Genomic DNA, 20,503 nt, shown 5'->3' on the forward strand with positions numbered 1-20,503 from the left:
CGTTAAAAACTTATTTTATTTTGGAAATGATTTCATTTGCCGTTTGTTCATCTGTAATGAATGTTGTCTGTGGTGCGGCATTTTTAAAGTACGCTTGAATCGCGATGGCTTTATTTATACCAGCCGCAATAGCAATAATATGCTGTGCCTTTTTTACTTGTTCGAGCTGGATACCAATCGTTCGAATATGATGAACAATTTCCCCTGTCTCGTTGAAATAATAGCCAAAAGCTTCTCCTACTGCTCCTTTTTCTTCTAATAATTGCTGCTCTATTTGAGAACTATTACGTCGAATGGCCATCTCTTGCGCTGCGCCAATTCCATGAACAACAATACTGACTTTTTCATATAAAGCCATCATCTCTTGAATCATAGGCTCACTTTTCATCGCTTGATATGCTTGCTCACTTAAATGCTCTGGTAAAAATAAGGTGCGATAAGTTGCGGTACATTTTTGAGCAAACTTTGCGACGATTGTATTTGCTTGGAAGCTCATTTCATCGCCCATTCCACCGCGTGCCGCAATAAAGCATGCCGTATTAAGCGGAGAGACTGGCGTTAAAAAATCGCCAATTGCTGCAACTGAGTTTCCACCTGTAACCGCAATATTACATTTTCCTTGTGCGTGTTTCGTAATGATTTTTGCGCCTTCTTTACCTAATACATACTTAATCGTTGCATCTTCTTCAACGTTGCCGGGAATGATAATAACACGTTCAATTTTAAAGAGCTTTGCAAGTCGCTGCTCCTTCGTTGTTATACCCGATATTTCATGGAATAATTCCTTGAGTTGCTCTAATATGCCATACCCTTGTGCCGAGCAAATCATGCCCTTTTGTTGAATGACAATTAGTTGTTGCTCACTTAAAATATCTGTTTCATTGCGCACTTCTCGTTCTGTCCATTGCAGCTGCTCAGCTAAAGCTCTTCTGCCAATTGGACCGTACATCTCAATTGCTTGTAAAACACGAAATCGCTTTTTAAAAATCTTTTCGATTTCTGGCATTAACTTTCGTCCTGCATCCAAATAAGAACGATTGTCCAAAAAACCACCTACTAACTCTATATTGGACTATATATGTCCCTCTTTGTAATTTTATGTCCCACTTGGTGCAAAAAAAATGAATTTCTAATGCCATTATAAAATAAACTAATAATTTTTGCAATAAAAATTGATCAAATTTTAGCGTTTAGGCGCTAGTTTCATTCACTTAGCGCCTCAAACAATGTTGGATAATCAAGTCGACCATACTGAATAATTCGATCATTCCATTCAATTACCGGAATCATCAGCATGTATTTTTCATGAATAGCATCATTTTCTTCAATATTAACTATTTCGATTTGAAATGCAATGTCTTCTTGGACAATCTTTAACGTTTGCAAGCCTTCTATGCATAGCTCGCAGTTTGGTTTTGTAAAAAATTTTACGTGCATCATTACACCCCCACTATCATTATGGCATAGGCGTAACGATATATGAAGGAACTTAGCCTCATATCCAACAAATAAGTAGCGAAAAGAAATGATATACGAAATGACTCTAAATACTTTAATACCCTTCCTTACATAATCGCCGTTTTGTCTACTGTAATAGTTGCGCAGATTTGACGGTGCAACGGCTGAACGGTCGTTCTATCCCTCACTTTTAACTTACTAACTATTAAATTCTGTCCACCAGAACCCAAAATACAGCCTATATTGTTAACACATATAATCCGTAATTGCTCCGTATTTTCATAAAGACAATTACTCACAAGAAAAGCCCCACGTAAGATTTCCTCTCACATAGGACCCCCCATCCAACCTCACTCAATGTATTTTCATTAAACATAGTGAATTGTCGGAATATTTCGCGCGCCATGTTCATATTAATCCATTTTATCCCCACCACCCGATGAGCGCCTCCCACTTCCGAAACCGCTTGTTGGGAAACCTCCTGTGCGGTATATGTGCCTCACTGTTCTTCTACGCCCACCCGGACCGCCGCCACCAAATTTGCTAAGGCTCAAATAAATAATTACGATAAAAATAATAAGTGCTGTTGGTAAATCTGCATCATCTTCATTAACAGGCTTTACTAAATCTGTGCCACCTACATCTCCATCCATTTTTACATAAAAGGTACTTAAAATGTTTGCAATTGCAGTCGTATAATCTCCTTTTTCTATATAAGGCATCATATACGTATCGATCATGCCTCTCAGTAACTCACCTGGATACTCTCCTTTTAAGCCGTCCCCAACAACAATCCAACTATTATTAATGCCCGCCCCTGCATTCGGTGTCACAAAAATAAGTATCCCATTATTTAACTGTGCATCCCCAATACCCCATTCGCGTATCACTTCTTCGCCAAATTCATAAGGCTCTAAATCCACAATTGTATCAAGTGTCATCATGACAATCACATTGCCTGTCGAACTTTCCAATGCCTTTGCTGTTTGAATCAATTGTTGCTCAACATCATCTGAAATCACATTGGCTTGATCATAAACATACGATTGATATGCAGGCTTTTTCGGAATTGCCGCCATTATCGTAAATGGCATCACAAACATACATATAATGAATAAAACTAAAAATCTCATGTCATCTCCCCCTCTCCGAAAGCGACTTGGCATTGTTAGCCAGAGTTCCCTTACTTCAAGCTAGGTTTAAATACCCACTGAATGAAGGGCACATTTGGCAATTATCCCCCATTTATAAAATGGAGGATTTTTGCTGAATCATATTAAATTATTATATTTTGGCATAGTGAACATTGCTACTAATCCAATGCAGGCTAATATCACAAATATCGTAATTATTACATTGCCATTGTTGTTTTTTATCATAGAAAAATTCTACTTTTTTCCGCTTCTCCCAAATGGTTTTATGCATGTTTTTTTTACTAATAGCCACAATAACCGTGTATGAAAATTTTTGTTATGGAGGTTATTAATTATGGAAACCCAATCTTCACAATCTCAAGATAATTCCATGCCGCTTTCGATGAATCACGGTGCCCACGAGCTTTTCGACGTACATGAGGTATTAGGTTCGATGATTTCAGGTCTGAATCAATATGTACTGTTAAGAGATCAAGTACAGGATCAAGAACTCCTTACAATGATGGACCGTCAGTACGCATTTATGCTCGATGAATACAATATTACGATGGAGGCTTACAAAACTGGTAAAGATCCACAGCATCCGACAAGAAGCTACAATATGCAAATGGGCAATGATTTCACTTATGGATTGAAACCTGGTGAGCCGAAAAAACCGATTCAAACTGCTAGTGAAATTTGTGATGGTGTTATTTCTGGTTTCATGCTTGGCTGTCATAAAAATAGTGCAAAAGGGAAAACTGCTGCGGCACTTGAATCTACAAATCCGGTTGTACGTCGCGTTCTTCAGGATTCTGTCCCTAACTGTATCGAAATGGCTTACGAAGTTTCGCTTTATCAAAACAAAAAAGGTATTTACCAAGTCGCACAACTTTCACAAGCAGATATGAACACAATGCTAAACATGTTTGGTCAAGCACAACAAGCAAAAAATATGCCAAATTAAAAATTCTATAACAAAAAAGCTGCCTTATTCTAGCAAGGCAGCTTTTTTTACATTTTAATTTTGGGTGTATAATCAATTATGCCTTAACATAATTGTATCCAGATATCGCTGAATGATTACAGTACTTTGCCTAAAAACGCTTGTGTACGTTCGTTTTGCGGATTACCAAATACATCATTTGGGTGACCTTCTTCAACAATATAGCCACCATCCATAAATAATACGCGATCGCCCACTTCACGTGCAAAGCCCATTTCATGCGTCACGACAACCATTGTCATTCCTTCTTTTGCTAAATCTTTCATAACCTCTAGCACTTCTTTCACCATCTCTGGATCAAGCGCAGATGTCGGCTCATCAAACAGCATAATTTTCGGCTTCATCGCAAGAGCTCGTGCAATCGCGACACGCTGCTGTTGTCCACCTGATAGCTGCTGCGGGAAATTATCCGCCTTTTCACGTAACCCTACTTTAGTAAGCAATTCTAACGCTAGCTTTTCGGCTTCTACTTTACTTATTTTACGAATTTGCATTGGTGCCATCATAATATTATCAATTACTGACATATGCGGAAACAGGTTGAACTGTTGGAACACCATGCCTACCTCTGTGCGAATATCGTTAATATTCGTTTGCGGGTCATTAATTTTTACACCTTCAATATAAATAGCACCATCTGTCACTTCTTCAAGCAAGTTCATACAACGAAGAAACGTACTTTTCCCCGAACCTGAAGGACCAATGACACATACGACTTCTTTTTCATGAACTTCATAATCAATACCCTTTAATACTTCGAGCTTGCCAAAATGCTTGTGTAAATTTTGTACTTTAATCATTTATGCGTGCCCCTTTTCTTTCGAGGATTATAATTAATGTCGACACGCTTTTCAACCATTGCAATAATCTTCGTCGCTGTATAGGTTAAAACTAAATAAAGGAATGCTGCAAATAAATATGGCTCCCAGAAACGTTGATATGTGCCCGCCACGACCTTACTGACATATAAAATTTCTGCCCCTGCAATAACTGTCACAAGTGAAGAATCTTTTAATAATGCAATAAATTCATTACCTAGTGGTGGAATCATACGGCGGAAAGCTTGCGGTAATATTACTTTACGCATCGCTTGAGAATGCGTTAACCCGAGTGAACGAGCTGCTTCCATTTGACCTTTATCAATAGACTGAATTCCAGCACGGAAAATTTCTGCATTGTAGGCTGCACTATTTAAAATTAGCCCTACAATCCCTGATACCCACCAGCTCATTGATTCACCAAATATTGTCGGGATTACTGCTAAATGAATTAATAGTAATTGTACAAGCATTGGTGTACCACGAAATACGTCAATATAAATTTTTGCTGGCCAATAAATCCACTTTTTATTCGAAACTTGACCTAATCCGAGTAACAATCCGAAAATAACCCCGCCGATATAACCGCATAGCGTTAAAATAATTGTCGTTAAAAAACCACTTAAATATAATTCACGGTAGTCCCAGATTATATCCCATCTAAAAAAATCCATCTGAAACACCTCCTAAACGTTACTCAATTTCTGTTCCTGTAATTTCTGCTAGCTTACCGTTTTCTTTAATCTTTCCTAAACCTTCATTTAAAACATCTAACAATTCTTTATTTCCTTTTTTCACCATGAATCCAAAGTAATCTACTTCAAATGAATCATCTTCAATTGTTTTCAATCCTGAGTCTGGGTTATTTTTAATGTATTCTAAAATAACTGCATTATCACCAATTGCAGCCTCCGCTGAACCATTAAGTACTTCTGTTAATGCTACCGAGAAGTTTTCATACGCTAAAATATTTTTACTACCTTTGCCTTGTAATTCTTGTGCTGCAATATGACCCGTAGTATTCATTTGCACAGCAATTTTCGAATCCTTTAGTTCATCTAACTTTTCAATTTTCGAATCCTCTTTTGTCACAATTAATAATGAAGCTTCATAATAAGGATCTGTGAAGTCATACGTTTCTTTACGTTCATCTGTAATTGTAATGGCTGCTGCGCCCATATCAATTCCACCAGTAGTAACTTGGCTCATCATGGCATCCCAGCCTGTATTTTCAATTTCTGTTTCGATGCCCATTTCCTCACCGATAGCCGCTAAAATTTCTGCATCTAATCCAACTACATTTCCTTTGGTATCTAAATATTCAAATGGTGCATACGTTGCCTCAGTACCCGCAACAATTTTTGTAATTTTTCCAGCATCATCTGTTGACGCGCCTGTAGAATCCTTATCCGCTCCACATGCCGCTAAAATCATCGTTACGGCTGCAAATGGTGCGATTATTTTGAATAATTTATTCTTTTTCATAATATACTCCTCCTAATGCTTCATTATTTAATAATTGATTTTAATTAGCTTCACCTATTATATTAATTTCACAATTAATATACAACACTAAATTTTAAAAATAATGATTATTATTGCACATTCATGCATTTTTATAAACTAAACGAGCAGTATTTTTACATTTTATAAATAATTATTCATCCATTCCAGTTAAAGCCCTTGCTGAATATTCATTTTATACAGCTTTATTCCATTTATACATCAAAAAAAAAAAAACGCAACACAATTAGATGTGTTACGCTCAAAATTTTATTTTAAGTTTAAAAAGAATGAGTTTGGGATAAAATGAATCGGTACAGTGATTATTTTACCCCATTAAACCTTCATTCCCCCATTGTTGGCGATAGTTTATTACACTACCTCCACAATCGGAATATATAAGTATATTAAAACAGTAAAATGGCGCCCATGAAAGGCATAATAGAATGGCTACATAGCTCAATTACGAGAAAACGATACGTAGCGTTTGTGCGATGTCGAAAAAAGTCGATTTTTTGCTCATTTAATACAACATTTATTAATGTACTAATTATTGAAGGTTTTTTCAAGCAATTTCAATTATTTTTATAAAGATATTTGAATTTGTGATTTTTCCGCTGAAGTTTTGGAGGGTGAGTTGTAATGTTTGGTTTACAAAAAGTGTAATACTTGTGTAGTGTTGTTTCATTGTCTATCTATTTATTAAGCTTTTCAGAAAAAAGGTTTTTGTAGAGTAAATCTCCTTATATATTGCTAGTTCAATATTTAGAGGGTTTCACATACAATCTTTAACATATCTTAATAAGTAACATGGCGCCCTCGGAGGGAATCGAACCCCCAGCGCAAGAACCGGAATCTTACGTGTTATCCATTACACCACGAGGGCTTACTATAATTAATAAGGAGGAAACGCATAGCGCTTAAAAGCAGCATGCTACCAAAATATTAAATGGTAATGACAATGTGCCATTGAATTTGACGATATTCCTATTATACAAAGGGTGGGCATACTTTTCAACTACGAAAATTAAGCTTTATATTTGACCATCCTTGACTAACATGTGTATTATAAGTATACAGCTGAAATACTTACCAATTTCAGCACAAGTATACGAATTTAGCTTTTAACAGGGGAGGATTTTACAATGAATTTAATTCCTACAGTTATTGAACAAACAAATCGCGGTGAGCGTGCTTATGATATTTATTCACGTTTACTTAAGGACCGTATTATTTTACTAGGAAGTGCGATTGATGACAACGTATCAAACTCAATCGTTGCACAGCTTTTATTCCTAGAGGCAGAAGATCCAGATAAGGATATTCACCTTTACATTAATTCTCCAGGTGGCTCAATTACTTCAGGTATGGCTATCTATGACACAATGAACTTTATCAAGCCGGACGTTTCAACAATTTGTATCGGTATGGCTGCTTCAATGGGTGCCTTCCTCTTATCTGCAGGTGCTAAAGGAAAACGTATTGCATTACCTAACTCAGAAGTAATGATTCACCAACCTTTAGGCGGTGCACAAGGTCAAGCAACTGAAATTGAAATTGCAGCAAAACGTATTTTATTCTTACGTGAAAAATTAAATCGTATTATGGCTGAAAATTCAGGTCAAGATTACGAAACACTTGCTCGCGATACAGATCGTGATAACTTCATGACTGCTGAACAGGCGAAAGAGTACGGCTTAATCGATAAAATTTACGAGCGTAATGATTTAAAAAAGTAAATAAGTAAAGCGGTCGATTCCGCCATTTCACGAATAAACTGTCCGCGCAATCATTTTACACGATTGTGTGGGCAGTTTTTTCAATCCACAAACAAAAACACAAACAAATAGAGTAATCCATTTGTTTGTGTCATGTAATTAGTTATGATTAATCTTCTTTTTCGATTAATACTTGCAGTGCATTTAGTGCTTTTTCTTCATCATGGCCTTCTGCTCTTAATGTGACAATGGTTCCTTTTCCAACGGCTAAGCTCATAATGCCCATAATCGATTTTGCATTTACCTTTTTATGATCTTTTTGTAAAAAAACATCCGATTTATATCGGTTCGCCTCTTGTACGAATAATGCTGCTTGCCTAGCCTGTAAGCCTGATTTTAGTTTTACTTCAACTTGCTTTTCTACCATATGAAATACTCCCTTTCACAACCGTTCCTTACTATATATACTTCATCTTATCTAAATTATCCAAAAAGAACAATAATTGAACACATGATTTATGAAATCGTTCACATTTTATTTGATTACATGCTCCCCACGACGTATAGCTTCGGCGATTTCATCAATTTTTCGTAGACGGTGATTCACACCAGATTTACTTACGATACCAGTAGATACCATTTCACCAAGTTCTTTTAATGTAACATCTTGATATTCCACACGCAATCTTGCAATTTCACGTAATTTTTCAGGTAACTGATCTAAACCGATTGCATTATCAATATAACGAATATTTTCTACTTGTCTTAATGCAGCACCTATTGTTTTATTTAAATTAGCGGTTTCACAATTGACGATACGATTGACACTATTACGCATATCCCGAACGATACGAACATCCTCGAACTTTAACATCGCTTGGTGTGCACCTACTAAATTTAAGAAATCAGAAATTTTTTCAGCTTCTTTTAAATACGTAACGAAGCCCTTTTTTCGTTCAATCGTTTTCGCATTTAAATCATAACAGTTCATCAAATCTGCTAATGCTTCTGCATGCTCTATATATAAAGAATACACTTCTAAATGATAGGAAGATGTTTCTGGATTATTGACCGATCCTCCTGCTAAAAATGCTCCTCGTAAATAAGCACGCCGCTGACTATTTTTCTGTATTAGCACATTTGAAATGGTATGATTAAGTTCAAAAGAATTCGAAAGTATTTCTAAATCAGCTAATAATTCACGGGCCCCATCACGAATACGGCAAATATAAACATTATTCTTTTTCAAACGCATTTTTTTTCGAACAAGTAATTCTACGGTATATGGGTACAATTTTTTCACAATGGTATAAAGCCTTCTTGCAATCGCGGCGTTCTCCGTTTGCACATCTAAACTGAGCTGGCGATTAGCAAAGCTTAATGATCCATTCATGCGAATAAGGGCGGACACTTCTGCCTTTAAACTATTGTCATCCGCTTCAATTTGTGTGAGTTCTTTTTTCATTTCTGATGCAAATGACATGTGTTGTTTTCCCCCTTTCCTAGCAAACTATGTATTCAAACGCTTACAAGTTTAGTTATTAGATATTTATTGATTTTTATTTTGCCCTGCATATTCGCAGAGCCAATCCGCTAAATTTTTTGCATCATGACGTACGACACCATCTTGAATAATGGCAATCTCTTTTTGAATAACTTTGATACCCATGGCCTCTAATTTATCGACATCGAATTGCACAGGTTCAGCATTTTCTTCCCGATAATTTTCATAGATCGACGGATGTAATTTCTTTTCATTAATAAGCAGAGCCTCAATAAATGGTCGCCCCACATGTGCATGAATCGCTTCTATATGTTGTGATGCTGTGTAATGAATTGTCTCCCCAAGCTGCGTCATTAAGTTAGAAATATAAATTTTCTCTCCTTTTGCGCGCACGACAGCCTCCCCAATTCCTTTCACAAGTAAATTAGGGATAATGCTCGTATATAAGCTACCAGGACCAATCAAAATATATTGTGCACGCTCTATAGCATGGATCGCAGCGGGCAATGGTTTCACATTACCCGGCTCTAAATACACACGCTTTATTGGTGCATGACCAGATGGAATTTTAGATTCCCCCACAATTTTTGTACCGTCGTTTAATTCCGCATGGAGTGTTACTTTTTTATTTGCAGCTGGCACGACTTTACCATGTACATTTAATACCTTGCTCATCTCAGCAATGGCATGATTAAAATCACCGGTAATTTCCGTCAAAGCAGTCAGCATTAAATTTCCTAATGAATGTCCCCCTAAATCATTTGATTGAGAGAAACGGTATTGAAACATTTGCTCCACCAAAGGCTCCACATCCGACAATGCCGCAATAACATTTCGGACATCTCCTGGCGGTGGAATATCGTAATCATCGCGTAATCGCCCTGAAGAGCCACCATCATCTGCTACGGTTACAATCGCAGTAATATCAAATGGGTGTTGTTTTAGGCCGCGTAATATCGTTGATAGCCCTGTACCGCCACCAATGACTACAATACGTGTTTTCTTTTTTTTCATTACATCAATCCTTTCTATGATTGATATCTCTATGCGTAATAACTGCGTGATGATTATTACCGATGAGCTTGCCGAAATATTCCGCTAGTGTCACAGAGCGATGCTGACCACCTGTACAGCCAAATGCAATGACTAGCTGTGATTTTCCTTCATGACGGTATTGCGGAATCATAAATGAAAATAAATCTGTTAGTTTCATAATGAGCTGTTGCGTTTCTTCTGTGGCTAAAACATAGGAGGAAACTTCTGTTTGTAATCCTGTCTTGTGACGGAGCTCTTCTACATAATATGGATTTTTTAAAAATCGGACATCAAAAACTAAATCAGCATCAATCGGAATCCCATACTTAAAGCCAAAAGACATCAAATTAATTGAAAATGTTGGACTACTCATATTCGAAAACTCTGTCGTAATGCGCTCTCGTAATTCACGCGGCTTCATTTTTGAAGTATTGACTACGATTTGTGCACGTTCTTTTACTTCAGAAAGCAGTTGACGTTCAAGTTGAATCCCTTCAAGTAGTAACCCTTTTGGTCCAAGTGGATGTGCTCGACGCGTTTCTTTATATCGACGGACAAGTGCTGCATCATCTGCATCTAAAAATAAAATGCGAGGCAAAATTTCCTCTTCTTCTAACAATGTATCAAGTGATTCAATAAGGGATTCAAAAAATTCGCGTCCTCTTAAATCCATTACAACGGCAATACGTGTAATTTTTTTTGCAGAATCTTTCATTAAGGCTAAAAAAGTTGTTAATAATTCTGGTGGTAAATTATCGACGCAGTAATATCCTAAATCTTCAAAGCTTTGTACAGCTACTGTTTTACCCGCTCCGGACATCCCTGTAATAATAACTAGCTCATGTGTATAGCTTGAACTATTACCCACAAAATTCATCTCCTTTTTTATTGTTCCATTGAATTTTGGATTTTTTCGCTAATTAACTCAAAATCCTTTGTATATTCAAATGTACCATATTGCATACCGTCCTTTAATGCCGCGAATAATAAATTTGTTCGATCCCCGGCTGCCATTGGTAATGTTTTTAAACTGTCAATAGAATGCCAACCGAGTATACCTTCTCGCGTTTCTTCGAATGGCGAACCTTCCACGTCTTTTGCGACAAATGTATAAAGCATCCATTCATCTACTACGTTTTCGCCATCTTTTATGACCATTGTGTAAGTGCCTTTTAAATGAACATAGTTTGGTGTTAAGTTCGTTTCTTCTTGAAATTCACGTACTGCTGATTCATAAATGGATTCACCTTGCTCCATTTTTCCGCCTGGGGCAACAAACCATCCTCTTCTTGGTTTTTGTAGTAATAATACTTTTCCATCTTTAATTGCCAATAAGTTTGTAATACGTTGCATATTAACACCTCAATCCTTCATTTGATCCTACATATATTATACCTTGTCAAATGCATTACGTAAAAGAACGTGCGTACCCAATTATTTCTTTAATGTAACGTGGGGTTGATTGCCATTCCTAAATTTTATTGGTGAACGAGTTATTTACTTTCCACTTCTACAACAAAAAGAGGTTGCTTCCACGCTTCTTTACATGGAAACAACCTTAAAAATATTAGAATATCAGGGGGTTAAACAATTACACTCTTAGTTTAACCTAATATTATTTCAGTTTGATTACATTCACATTAAATATTTCTAAAATTTAGACTAAATTAAATTTTTCTTTCAGCTCTTCAATAAAATGTTGCGCTGATTGTGCAGCAATACTGCCATCGCCTGTTGCTGTTACGATTTGACGTAGTGTTTTTTCGCGTACATCTCCTGCTGCATAAATACCAGGTACAGCTGTTTCCATTTTATCATTTGTTACAATATAGCCTAATTCATTTAAAATATTTAATGGTCCAAATGGCTTTGTTAATGGCAACATACCTACATATACGAATACGCCATCTGTTACGACTTCTTGTTCTTCGCCATCTACTGTTGATACCAAAGTTACTTTACCTACTTTACCATCTACTTCATGAATTTCTTTAATTGTAGTATTCCAAATGAAATCAATTTTTTCATTTGCAAATGCGCGATCTTGAATAATTTTTTGTGCACGTAATTTATCACGACGGTGTACAATAGTTACTTTGTCGGCAAAACGTGTTAAGAAAATACCCTCTTCTACCGCTGAATCGCCACCACCGATAACGATTAAGTTCTTTTGTTTGAAAAACGCACCATCACAAACTGCACAATAGCTTACGCCACGTCCACCAAGCTCTGTTTCACCTGGAATACCTAGTTTTTTATATTCTGCGCCTGTTGAAACAATGATAGTACGAGTTTTATATTGTTTTTTACCTGAAATAATAGTTTTGTATTCTTCACCATCAATAATTTCAGTAACATCTCCATATGCATATTCTGCACCGAATTTTTTCGCATGCTCGAACATTTTTGTAGAAAGCTCAGGGCCTAAAATCGTTTCAAATCCTGGGTAGTTTTCTACTTCTTCTGTATTGGCCATTTGACCACCCGGAATACCACGTTCTATCATTAATGTTGAAAGGTTTGCGCGAGATGTATACACTGCGGCAGTCATCCCTGCTGGACCTGCACCAATTATGACTACATCATAAATTTTCTCTTCTGTCATGATAATTCTCCTCTTTCGATTTAAAAGACACATCCCACTCAAATCGTGGAGACATTGCCTTTTTTGTGGATTTCTTTATAATCTTTTACCGATTTAACAATACTTCTTTTATATCGTATGCCATACATTCTTGAAATTCAAATAAACGAACTTATTCAAGTTCGGTTGGGATGAAATCGTAAAGTATGTCGTTGTATTTTGTAAGTGTTGCTGAAGTGATGCTATATTTTTCGGCCATGGCCTTTTTTGTCATATCTTTTTCTAATGCTTCATAGTAAGAATATTCGACTGCTGCCGCTAAAGCTGACGTATTTTTAAAATCATATCCTTCATTAAAAGCAATTTCTCCAATCGCAAACCAAGTACTTAAAATTTGCGCGACTTCAGTTGAAATCATTTCATTGCCATCGACAATTTTTTCGGCTACTTCCATAAATCGTAGGAAAGTCTTTTCTGCATTTGCTTTTACATTGAATTCGTATTGTAATGCATACGCTAAAGAAAGCTTTTCTAATTCCGTAAAATTGGATACATTCAAAATTGTTGGATGCGCGACAATTTCTTGCTTATGCGCTGACCTTTTTAATAAAAACAAGCCGAATAGACGTCCCGATTCATTATCATCTGATAATTGGCGAATAAGGAATTCTCTATTATTCTCAATCGTATTTCCGTATTTTGCCGTTTCACCATTTGCCCACGGTTCTAATCCCTCTTTTGTAGGATCTAATTCCAATAAGATTTTCCATGTATCTTGTGCAAATTGCTCCTGGCCTGAGAAAAAGGCTGATTGTGCGAGCCAAAAATAAAATCCAGTATCACCTTCGTAGCCTTTTTTATCCATCGAACGTAACCATTTAAAGGCTTCCTCATATTGCCCTATTAGCGCTAGTGTTGCACCAAGTTTGTAACGATTTTCCCAGTCATACGGCTGAATCTTTTTTAGTAACGTTACAAATCCCTTTAGCTCTGCTTCATCCTTTTCATAGTAAGCAATCACCGTTAAGTTACAAAGCGCATGTAAATTGCCATGATTCTCTCTTAAAACTTCATGTAATAATGCTTTTGCTTGCTCGGCTTCACCGATATAAAAATATGCCAGCGCTAAATTATTATAAGCAGTCCAAAGCTGTGGATATTCTTCAATGACATTTTCAAGTACTTCAATAGCTTGCTGAAAATCCCCTTGCTCCATTAAACGTCTCGCTTTTTCCTGTGCAATCATTTTAGCCGTATCATGCTCATCTATATCTTGTTCTTCATCTGAAACATAGTGTACGAAATCTAATATTTCCAAGGCATCTTCATTGTATGAGCCACCTGGTTCCATTTCTAAATACTGCGCAGCGAATTTTTTTGCATCATGCATCAAGCCAAGGCATCCGGAAATTTCAGCTAGCATAAAAACAATTTCCGCTTCATTTGGCTCTTTACTATACGCTGTATGAATCAATTCGTATGCATGTTCAAAATTTTGTAATTCCATTTCTAAAATACCGTATTGTAGTAACACATTCGCATCATCTGGGCTTAAATCTGCCGCGCGTTTTATATATTTATATGCTTGATCCATCTCATCACGGTCAATTGCCTTTAAAGCTTTGCTGTAATAGTAATCGCCATTCGGCATAAATGACACGATATTAGTTGATTTAGCTTGTAATCGTTTATTTTCCAATCATATTCCTCCGAAACTAGAAAGTTCTTTTCCGTTCCTTTTTTACTTTCAATTATTATGGTCGTAGTATTCCGACGAAACAAAGAAATAAGGAACGCACAATTTCACGTTCCTTAAATAATTGGTTTTATTATAGCATATTCAGCACTAATGTCATAAATTCAACTTCACGTCTTTTACGGTGATTTTCATCCCTTAAATTTGGAGGTTCCCCTCATGCCGCTTTTGTAAAACTTCTAGCACTTCGTAAATATCAACTTTTTGCTCTTGAAGCAATACTAAAAGGTGATATAAAAGATCGGCGGATTCCCACTTCACTTCTTCTTTGTCGCGGTTTTTGGCACCAATGACAACCTCTGTTGCCTCTTCCCCAACCTTTTTACAAATTTTATCGATGCCTTTATCGAATAAATACGTTGTGTATGCACCTTCTGGCATATCATTTTCACGTTGCTTAATAATTTCTACAAGCTTCGGTAAAATGCCCACTGAGCCTGAACGTGAATTTTCAACGATGCTTTCTGTAAAGCACGACGTTGTTCCGTTGTGACAAGCTGGTCCAGCAGGAATCACTTCTACAACAAGCGCATCTTGGTCACAATCAGTTTTAATGGAGACAACTTGCTGAGTATTTCCGCTCGTTGCACCTTTATGCCAAAGCTCTGCGCGTGAACGAGAAAAAAACCATGTCTCGCCTGTTTCAATCGTTTTCGCTAAAGATTCTTCATTCATATTAGCTACTGTTAATATTTCTTTTGATTGTGCATTCTGGACAACGACAGGAACTAAGCCTTGTTCATTAAATTTTACGTTCATCGTACAGGAACTCCTTTTTCTTTTAAATAACTTTTCACTTCGGCGACACTTGTTTCTTTGTAGTGGAAAATACTGGCCGCTAAAGCCGCATCTGTATCCACATCTTGCAACACCGCTCTAAAATGTTCAGCATTGCCCGCACCGCCACTTGCAATGACTGGAACCGTAACTGCTTCGCGTACTGCCTTTGTTAACGCTAAATCAAAACCCGCTTTTTCACCGTCTTGATTCATTGACGTCAATAAAATTTCTCCAGCCCCAAGACGAACCGCTTCCTGAGCCCACTCTACGGCCTGCCAAGTCGTTTTCTTGCGCCCGCCATGTGTAAAGACCATCCATGTGCCATCTTCTTCTGAAAATCGTGCATCAATTGCACAGACGATGCATTGTGCACCAAAATAATCCGAGCCTTCTTTAATTAACGCTGGTCGTTCTAATGCTGAAGTGTTGACCGATACTTTATCTGCACCAGCGCGTAAAATTCGCTTCATATCTTCCAGCGTGCGAATGCCACCACCTACTGTAAATGGGATCGCCAAGCTAGTCGCTGTTTCGCGTACTACATCCACCATCGTTTTACGCCCTTCATGTGATGCGGAAATATCTAAAAACACGAGTTCATCGGCACCTTGCTCTTCATAAAACTTCGCCAGCTCAACAGGATCACCTGCATCACGAAGTCCTTCAAATTGCACACCCTTTACAACGCGTCCTTCTTTCACATCTAAGCATGGAATAATTCGTTTTGTTAGCATACTGTTGCCTCCACTCCATTAGCCCATTCACGTAATAAGAAAATACCCAATTGTCCTGATTTTTCTGGATGAAACTGCATGCCTGTAAAATTATCCCTCGCCACAATTCCTGGCACGGTTACACCTTCATAATGTGCCGCTGCAACTAATTGCTCCAAGGCAATATTCGATGCATAAAATGAATGCACAAAATAGACGAATCGATCTTTTGGCAACGATTTATTTTGTAACCAATTCGGTGTTTGCTGAAGTGTTAAATCATTCCAACCCATATGCGGAATACGCGATACCCCTTTAAACCGCTCAATACGCCCTTTGAATATGCCTAAGCCAATTGTTGGCGTCACTTCATCACTTGCCTCAAACAGAAGCTGCATCCCAAGACAAATGCCTAGAAACGGTTTTTTCGTTGCTTTAATATAGTCGATTAAGTCCGTTTCTTGTAATCTTTTCATCGCATCTGGAAATGCGCCAACACCTGGTAATACAAGAGCGTCTGCCTGATTAAGCTGGGCTTTATCACTCGTCACAATGACTTCCGCATTTAAACGCTTTAATGCCTGCTCGACAGAAAATAAATTGCCCATACCATAATCTATTACACCAATTTTCACGTTAACAGCCCCTTTGTTGAAGGCACTCCTTTGACGCGTGGATCTAATTGAATCGCCTCATCAAGTGCACGTGCTAGTGCTTTAAAAATTGCCTCAATAACATGATGTGTATTATGTCCATAAGGTACAATAACGTGTAAATTAATACGGGCTTCTAATGTAAATTTCCATAAAAACTCATGCACAAGTTCTGTATCAAATGTGCCCACCTTCGCATTTAATGTCGGTTCAATACGATACTCAAAATGTGGACGGTTTGAACAATCTACGACAACTTGCGCTAATGCATCATCCATCGGAACAAAGGCCGTGCCATAGCGCTTAATACCTTTTTTATCCCCTAATGCTTCACGGAAAACTTGACCAAGCACAATACCAATATCCTCTGCTGTGTGGTGGTCATCAATCCATATGTCCCCATTCGCAATGATTTTCCCGTCAAATAGACCATGCTTAATAAATAAATCAAGCATATGATCCATAAAGCCAATGCCTGTTTTAATTTCGGCTTGACCAGTACCATCTAAATTTAGTTCCACTGCAATTTTCGTTTCATTTGTATTACGCTCAATTTTAGCAAAACGTGCCATGTTTTATTCTCCTTTGTCCCAACCACGTGACTCTACTGCACGCGCATGTCCTTCTAGTCCTTCTAATCTTGCTAAGCGGGCAATTTTCGGTGCATTTTGTGCCCATGTTTTTTCGCTATAATAAACAACACTTGTTCGTTTTATAAAATCCTCCACATTTAAGCCACTTGCAAAACGCGCTGTTGAATTCGTTGGCAACACATGGTTCGTACCTGCGAAGTAATCTCCTACTGGCTCCGAACTATAACGTCCGATAAAAATTGCGCCTGCATGTGTAATCATTTGTGAAACTTTCTCTGCATCATCTGTTATGACTTCTAAATGCTCAGGTGCTAATGAATTGACGGCACTTACTGCTTCTGCAAGTGATTCAGCTACATATATATGACCAAACTTTTCAATTGAATGACGAGCTATGCTTTCACGTGGAAGCTTGCGCAATTGTATTTCTACTTGCTCTGCCACTGCATCAGCTAAATCATCACTCGTCGTAATGAGTACCGCGCACGCTAATGCATCATGCTCTGCTTGTGATAGTAAGTCGGCTGCGATTTCATCGGCATACGCAGAATCATCTGCCAGTACACAAATTTCTGAAGGGCCTGCAATCATATCAATCGCGACCTCACCAAATACTTCGCGTTTCGCCAATGCAACAAAAATATTGCCTGGACCTGTAATTTTATCGACAGGTTCAATTGATTCCGTACCATAAGCAAGGGCTGCAATGGCCTGTGCGCCACCAACTTTATAAATTTCTGTCACACCTAATATGTATGCTGCTACTAACACAGCTGCTGGTAGCTTGCCATCTTTGCCTGCAGGTGAAGTAATGACAATACGTTTTACACCCGCTACTTGTGCAGGAATGACATTCATTAAAACCGAGGATGGATATGCTGCTGAGCCACCTGGTACGTAAAGCCCTACTGCGTCAAGTGGTGTGATGCGTTGTCCAAGCCAAGACCCATCTGCTAATGGTAGCTTGTAGCCATCACGTTTTTGTTCCTTATGGTAAAAACGAATATTATGTGCTGCTTCCTCTAAATCTTTATATAATTGTGCATCAAAGCCAGCGACTGCCTCATTCATTTCAGCGGCACTCACTTTCAAGTTTTTTGGTGCAAAGCCATCCCATTTTTCACTATAATACTTGACCGCCTGATCACCTTTTGTACGGACGTCCGCGATCACTTGGCGCACGGTTTTTAATTGCTCCTCATTGCCACTATCAAGCTGACGTTTTAAAGAAATTACACCCGTTAGTGTTGTAATTTTCATGCTTCCACCCTTCCCTTTTATTTCACACATTTTTTTAAACGCGTTACTAAATCTTGAATACGCTCACTTTTCATTCGGTAGCTCACTGGATTGGCGATTAAACGTGATGAAACTTCTGCAATTTGTTCATACTCTACTAGGCCGTTTTCTATTAATGTTCTACCAGTTGAAACGATATCTACAATGCGGTCAGCTAAGCCAATCATCGGTGCTAATTCAATTGAACCATTCAGTTCAATAATTTCTACTTGCTCGCCAATCCCTTTATAATATTTCATTGCGATATTCGGATATTTCGTTGCGATGCGTGGAGCAATTTCACTTAATTTCGTATTTGGTAAACCTGCAGATGCGATGTAACATTCGCTAATTTTCAAATCTAAAAGTTCATGCACAGTACGACGTTGCTCCAGTAATACGTCTTTACCGGCAATACCGATATCCGCCACACCATGTTCCACATAAACGGGTACGTCCATTGGTTTTGCTAAAATAAATCGAATTTTTTCTTCGGGTATTTCAATCATTAATTTGCGCGACATTTCCACTTCTTCTGGAAGGTTAAAGCCTGCTTGAATTAACATTTCATATGCTTCGTCGAAAATTCGCCCTTTTGGCATTGCAATTGTTAACTCTGTCATTTCCCACTCCCCCTACTTTGAAATTCATTCACTACTTCAAATTGTATTTTTAATGCGTCGACGTCGATAATTCCTTCATATGCTTGGAATGTTACTTGCTTTCCTTGTTCACGTAAGAAATTCGCCTGCGTAAGTGCATCTGCAAATCGGTCGACGGCAAATAGAACGAGTACTTGATTATTTTCTACTTCGATTTTTGGCATCACTTCGTAAAGTCGGTCTACTCTTAACCCAAAACCAGTTGCACCTACATTTGAGCCGAAATGTTCTAGCAGTCCATCATATCTTCCGCCGTTACCTAGAGGGAATCCACTACCTGCTGCAAATATTTCAAATAACATGCCAGTGTAATAGCTCATATGGCTGGAAAGTGTAAAATCAAAAGCAATGTACTGCTCATATCCTGCTTGTTCTAAAATACGTAATAAATTTTGCATATATTCGAGTGCGTCGTTTTTACGTACATATCGCTCTATCATTTTCATAGATGGAAGACTAATCGCTTCTTCAATGTAGGCTAACAACGCATCCGATTTCGTTTTCGGTAAATCAAAAGCAAGTACGGCTTCTTCAAATCCTACATAATTGCGTTGAACGAGCAATTCATTTAATCTCTCCGCTTGTTTTGCACTTTCAGTATAATCTTGTAAAATGCAGCTTAATACGCCTGCATGCCCAATCGTTACTTTAAATGAAGTGATTCCGTATGCTTTAATTAAATCAATGGCCGTCATAATTACTTCAGCATCTGCATAGACCGACTGATCCCCGATTAACTCAATACCCATTTGATCAAACTCTGCTGGGCGTCCACCTTCTTGCTGTTGCGCTCGGAATACGTTTGCAAAATAAGCTAAACGTTGTGGAATTTTTTCCTTTAATAATTTCGAAGTCGTAACACGTGCAATTGGTGTTGTCATATCTGGGCGCAGGACGAGTGTATTGCCCTGACTATCAACTAGTTTGAATAATGTTGCATCGGAAATCGCCGACGCTTTTCCTACTGTATCGAAATATTCGACAGTTGGCGTTTTTATAAATTCGTATCCGCGCGCTTTCAAAAGATTACGTCCTGTAGTACGAATCAGTTCTAATTTTTCATATATTTCGGGAAATGTATCGCGCATCCCAAGTGGTTTTTCAAACTTTTTTATCGATGACATTTTGACACATCCTAAACTTTTATCTTTTACTTCAAAAACCAACGAATTGGTATAAAAACCCATCAAATACACTTTACTATATTAGAGTGTTAAATCACTAGTGTATGAAAGTATTTTACTGTTAGTTTCGCATATAGTCAACGTATTCACAAAATTTTAATTATTTTAATCTTCTGATATATTAT

At 37.7% G+C, this 20,503-nt stretch carries 23 protein-coding genes and 1 tRNA gene; 2 read left to right on the forward strand and 22 right to left on the reverse strand.

Translation table 11 applies throughout. From position 1 onward, the window contains the following. Positions 1-10: 10 nt before the first annotated feature. The 4 genes from CSE16_RS17795 to CSE16_RS17805 all read right to left on the reverse strand — a co-directional run bounded on the left by CSE16_RS17795 (position 11) and on the right by CSE16_RS17805 (position 2,591). The gene (locus CSE16_RS17795) at positions 11-1,045 is read right to left on the reverse strand and encodes a sugar-binding transcriptional regulator (RefSeq protein WP_253896118.1); all 1,035 of its coding nucleotides are present in this window, start codon (positions 1,043-1,045) and stop codon (positions 11-13) included. 158 nt (positions 1,046-1,203) lie between these two features. Then, a complete protein-coding gene (locus CSE16_RS17800) occupies positions 1,204-1,437 on the reverse strand; it encodes a glutaredoxin family protein (RefSeq protein ID WP_099425125.1) in 234 nt (77 codons plus the stop codon). A gap of 128 nt (positions 1,438-1,565) precedes the next feature. Then, positions 1,566-1,757 (reverse strand): hypothetical protein, encoded by a 192-nt coding sequence (locus CSE16_RS21480; RefSeq protein ID WP_157764858.1) that lies wholly within the window; start codon positions 1,755-1,757, stop codon positions 1,566-1,568. 114 nt (positions 1,758-1,871) lie between these two features. Continuing rightward, positions 1,872-2,591 (reverse strand): TPM domain-containing protein, encoded by a 720-nt coding sequence (locus tag CSE16_RS17805; RefSeq protein WP_099425126.1) that lies wholly within the window; start codon positions 2,589-2,591, stop codon positions 1,872-1,874. A 355-nt stretch (positions 2,592-2,946) separates the two neighbouring features. Here CSE16_RS17805 and CSE16_RS17810 point away from each other — a divergent pair, with 355 nt between their 5' ends. Continuing rightward, a complete protein-coding gene (locus CSE16_RS17810; protein ID WP_099425127.1) occupies positions 2,947-3,558 on the forward strand; it encodes a spore coat protein in 612 nt (203 codons plus the stop codon). Positions 3,559-3,674: 116 nt separating this feature from the next. On the opposite strand, the gene CSE16_RS17815 is transcribed toward CSE16_RS17810, so the two are convergent. The 4 genes from CSE16_RS17815 to CSE16_RS17830 all read right to left on the reverse strand — a co-directional run bounded on the left by CSE16_RS17815 (position 3,675) and on the right by CSE16_RS17830 (position 6,804). After that, positions 3,675-4,397 (reverse strand): amino acid ABC transporter ATP-binding protein, encoded by a 723-nt coding sequence (locus CSE16_RS17815; protein ID WP_099425128.1) that lies wholly within the window; start codon positions 4,395-4,397, stop codon positions 3,675-3,677. Further along, positions 4,394-5,089 carry an amino acid ABC transporter permease gene (locus CSE16_RS17820; protein WP_172954402.1) on the reverse strand — a complete coding sequence of 232 codons (696 nt, stop codon included), beginning with the start codon at positions 5,087-5,089 and terminating at the stop codon, positions 4,394-4,396. Before CSE16_RS17820 ends, CSE16_RS17815 begins: the two co-directional genes overlap by 4 nt. Before the next feature lie 19 nt (positions 5,090-5,108). Beyond that, positions 5,109-5,900, reverse strand: coding sequence for a basic amino acid ABC transporter substrate-binding protein (locus tag CSE16_RS17825; protein ID WP_099425130.1), 792 nt, complete (start codon positions 5,898-5,900; stop codon positions 5,109-5,111). A gap of 829 nt (positions 5,901-6,729) precedes the next feature. Then, positions 6,730-6,804 (reverse strand) — tRNA-Arg (locus tag CSE16_RS17830). Positions 6,805-7,063: 259 nt separating this feature from the next. On the opposite strand from CSE16_RS17830, the gene clpP reads away from it, so the two are divergent. Next, the gene (gene clpP / locus CSE16_RS17835) at positions 7,064-7,657 is read left to right on the forward strand and encodes an ATP-dependent Clp endopeptidase proteolytic subunit ClpP (protein WP_099425131.1); all 594 of its coding nucleotides are present in this window, start codon (positions 7,064-7,066) and stop codon (positions 7,655-7,657) included. A gap of 148 nt (positions 7,658-7,805) precedes the next feature. Here the strand turns inward: clpP and CSE16_RS17840 are convergent, their stop codons facing one another. From CSE16_RS17840 to CSE16_RS17905, 14 genes are all read right to left on the reverse strand, one after another. Further along, positions 7,806-8,063, reverse strand: coding sequence for an HPr family phosphocarrier protein (locus CSE16_RS17840; protein WP_099425132.1), 258 nt, complete (start codon positions 8,061-8,063; stop codon positions 7,806-7,808). 108 nt (positions 8,064-8,171) lie between these two features. Further along, positions 8,172-9,119 carry a DNA-binding protein WhiA gene (gene whiA / locus CSE16_RS17845; protein ID WP_099425133.1) on the reverse strand — a complete coding sequence of 316 codons (948 nt, stop codon included), beginning with the start codon at positions 9,117-9,119 and terminating at the stop codon, positions 8,172-8,174. Positions 9,120-9,185: 66 nt separating this feature from the next. Beyond that, positions 9,186-10,154: a gluconeogenesis factor YvcK family protein gene (yvcK, locus tag CSE16_RS17850; RefSeq protein WP_099425134.1), complete on the reverse strand. Its 969-nt coding sequence runs from the start codon at positions 10,152-10,154 to the stop codon at positions 9,186-9,188. A 4-nt stretch (positions 10,155-10,158) separates the two neighbouring features. Continuing rightward, entirely contained in the window at positions 10,159-11,052 is an 894-nt protein-coding gene (gene rapZ / locus CSE16_RS17855) for an RNase adapter RapZ (RefSeq protein WP_099425135.1), read from the reverse strand. Positions 11,053-11,060: 8 nt separating this feature from the next. Continuing rightward, on the reverse strand, positions 11,061-11,528 hold the full coding sequence (locus tag CSE16_RS17860) for an NUDIX hydrolase (RefSeq protein WP_099425136.1): 468 nt from the start codon (positions 11,526-11,528) through the stop codon (positions 11,061-11,063). Positions 11,529-11,832: 304 nt separating this feature from the next. Beyond that, complete coding sequence (trxB, locus tag CSE16_RS17865; RefSeq protein WP_099425137.1) at positions 11,833-12,780, reverse strand: thioredoxin-disulfide reductase; 948 nt, start codon at positions 12,778-12,780, stop codon at positions 11,833-11,835. Positions 12,781-12,931: 151 nt separating this feature from the next. Further along, on the reverse strand, positions 12,932-14,458 hold the full coding sequence (locus CSE16_RS17870) for a tetratricopeptide repeat protein (RefSeq protein ID WP_099425138.1): 1,527 nt from the start codon (positions 14,456-14,458) through the stop codon (positions 12,932-12,934). Between the two features lie 195 nt (positions 14,459-14,653). After that, positions 14,654-15,274, reverse strand: a complete 621-nt coding sequence (gene hisIE, locus CSE16_RS17875; RefSeq protein WP_099425139.1) for a bifunctional phosphoribosyl-AMP cyclohydrolase/phosphoribosyl-ATP diphosphatase HisIE — start codon at positions 15,272-15,274, stop codon at positions 14,654-14,656. Next, positions 15,271-16,029: an imidazole glycerol phosphate synthase subunit HisF gene (hisF, locus tag CSE16_RS17880; protein WP_099425140.1), complete on the reverse strand. Its 759-nt coding sequence runs from the start codon at positions 16,027-16,029 to the stop codon at positions 15,271-15,273. Before hisF ends, hisIE begins: the two co-directional genes overlap by 4 nt. Next, a complete protein-coding gene (gene hisH / locus CSE16_RS17885) occupies positions 16,023-16,643 on the reverse strand; it encodes an imidazole glycerol phosphate synthase subunit HisH (protein ID WP_099425141.1) in 621 nt (206 codons plus the stop codon). The genes hisF and hisH overlap by 7 nt, the downstream gene beginning before the upstream one ends. Next, positions 16,640-17,233: an imidazoleglycerol-phosphate dehydratase HisB gene (gene hisB, locus CSE16_RS17890; RefSeq protein WP_099425142.1), complete on the reverse strand. Its 594-nt coding sequence runs from the start codon at positions 17,231-17,233 to the stop codon at positions 16,640-16,642. Before hisB ends, hisH begins: the two co-directional genes overlap by 4 nt. Before the next feature lie 3 nt (positions 17,234-17,236). Further along, the gene (hisD, locus tag CSE16_RS17895; RefSeq protein WP_099425143.1) at positions 17,237-18,514 is read right to left on the reverse strand and encodes a histidinol dehydrogenase; all 1,278 of its coding nucleotides are present in this window, start codon (positions 18,512-18,514) and stop codon (positions 17,237-17,239) included. 17 nt (positions 18,515-18,531) lie between these two features. Continuing rightward, the gene (gene hisG / locus CSE16_RS17900; RefSeq protein WP_099425144.1) at positions 18,532-19,155 is read right to left on the reverse strand and encodes an ATP phosphoribosyltransferase; all 624 of its coding nucleotides are present in this window, start codon (positions 19,153-19,155) and stop codon (positions 18,532-18,534) included. Further along, on the reverse strand, positions 19,152-20,318 hold the full coding sequence (locus CSE16_RS17905; RefSeq protein WP_099425145.1) for an ATP phosphoribosyltransferase regulatory subunit: 1,167 nt from the start codon (positions 20,316-20,318) through the stop codon (positions 19,152-19,154). The genes hisG and CSE16_RS17905 overlap by 4 nt, the downstream gene beginning before the upstream one ends. Positions 20,319-20,503 lie beyond the last annotated feature (185 nt).

The sequence above is a fragment of the Solibacillus sp. R5-41 genome (assembly GCF_002736105.1).
In the GTDB taxonomy this organism is placed as follows: Bacteria; Bacillota; Bacilli; order Bacillales_A; family Planococcaceae; genus Solibacillus.

Bases quoted from the DNA above. Each gene is read 5' to 3' on its own strand.
- CSE16_RS17800 (WP_099425125.1), bottom strand. From the start codon at position 1,437: ATGCACGTAAAATTTTTTACAAAACCAAACTGCGAGCTATGCATAGAA.
- CSE16_RS17805 (WP_099425126.1), bottom strand. From the start codon at position 2,591: ATGAGATTTTTAGTTTTATTCATTATATGTATGTTTGTGATGCCATTT.
- CSE16_RS17810 (WP_099425127.1), top strand. From the start codon at position 2,947: ATGGAAACCCAATCTTCACAATCTCAAGATAATTCCATGCCGCTTTCG.
- CSE16_RS17815 (WP_099425128.1), bottom strand. From the start codon at position 4,397: ATGATTAAAGTACAAAATTTACACAAGCATTTTGGCAAGCTCGAAGTA.
- CSE16_RS17820 (WP_172954402.1), bottom strand. From the start codon at position 5,089: ATGGATTTTTTTAGATGGGATATAATCTGGGACTACCGTGAATTATAT.
- CSE16_RS17825 (WP_099425130.1), bottom strand. From the start codon at position 5,900: ATGAAAAAGAATAAATTATTCAAAATAATCGCACCATTTGCAGCCGTA.
- clpP (WP_099425131.1), top strand. From the start codon at position 7,064: ATGAATTTAATTCCTACAGTTATTGAACAAACAAATCGCGGTGAGCGT.
- CSE16_RS17840 (WP_099425132.1), bottom strand. From the start codon at position 8,063: ATGGTAGAAAAGCAAGTTGAAGTAAAACTAAAATCAGGCTTACAGGCT.
- whiA (WP_099425133.1), bottom strand. From the start codon at position 9,119: ATGTCATTTGCATCAGAAATGAAAAAAGAACTCACACAAATTGAAGCG.
- yvcK (WP_099425134.1), bottom strand. From the start codon at position 10,154: ATGAAAAAAAAGAAAACACGTATTGTAGTCATTGGTGGCGGTACAGGG.
- rapZ (WP_099425135.1), bottom strand. From the start codon at position 11,052: ATGAATTTTGTGGGTAATAGTTCAAGCTATACACATGAGCTAGTTATT.
- CSE16_RS17860 (WP_099425136.1), bottom strand. From the start codon at position 11,528: ATGCAACGTATTACAAACTTATTGGCAATTAAAGATGGAAAAGTATTA.
- trxB (WP_099425137.1), bottom strand. From the start codon at position 12,780: ATGACAGAAGAGAAAATTTATGATGTAGTCATAATTGGTGCAGGTCCA.
- hisIE (WP_099425139.1), bottom strand. From the start codon at position 15,274: ATGAACGTAAAATTTAATGAACAAGGCTTAGTTCCTGTCGTTGTCCAG.
- hisF (WP_099425140.1), bottom strand. From the start codon at position 16,029: ATGCTAACAAAACGAATTATTCCATGCTTAGATGTGAAAGAAGGACGC.
- hisB (WP_099425142.1), bottom strand. From the start codon at position 17,233: ATGGCACGTTTTGCTAAAATTGAGCGTAATACAAATGAAACGAAAATT.
- hisD (WP_099425143.1), bottom strand. From the start codon at position 18,514: ATGAAAATTACAACACTAACGGGTGTAATTTCTTTAAAACGTCAGCTT.
- hisG (WP_099425144.1), bottom strand. From the start codon at position 19,155: ATGACAGAGTTAACAATTGCAATGCCAAAAGGGCGAATTTTCGACGAA.
- CSE16_RS17905 (WP_099425145.1), bottom strand. From the start codon at position 20,318: ATGTCATCGATAAAAAAGTTTGAAAAACCACTTGGGATGCGCGATACA.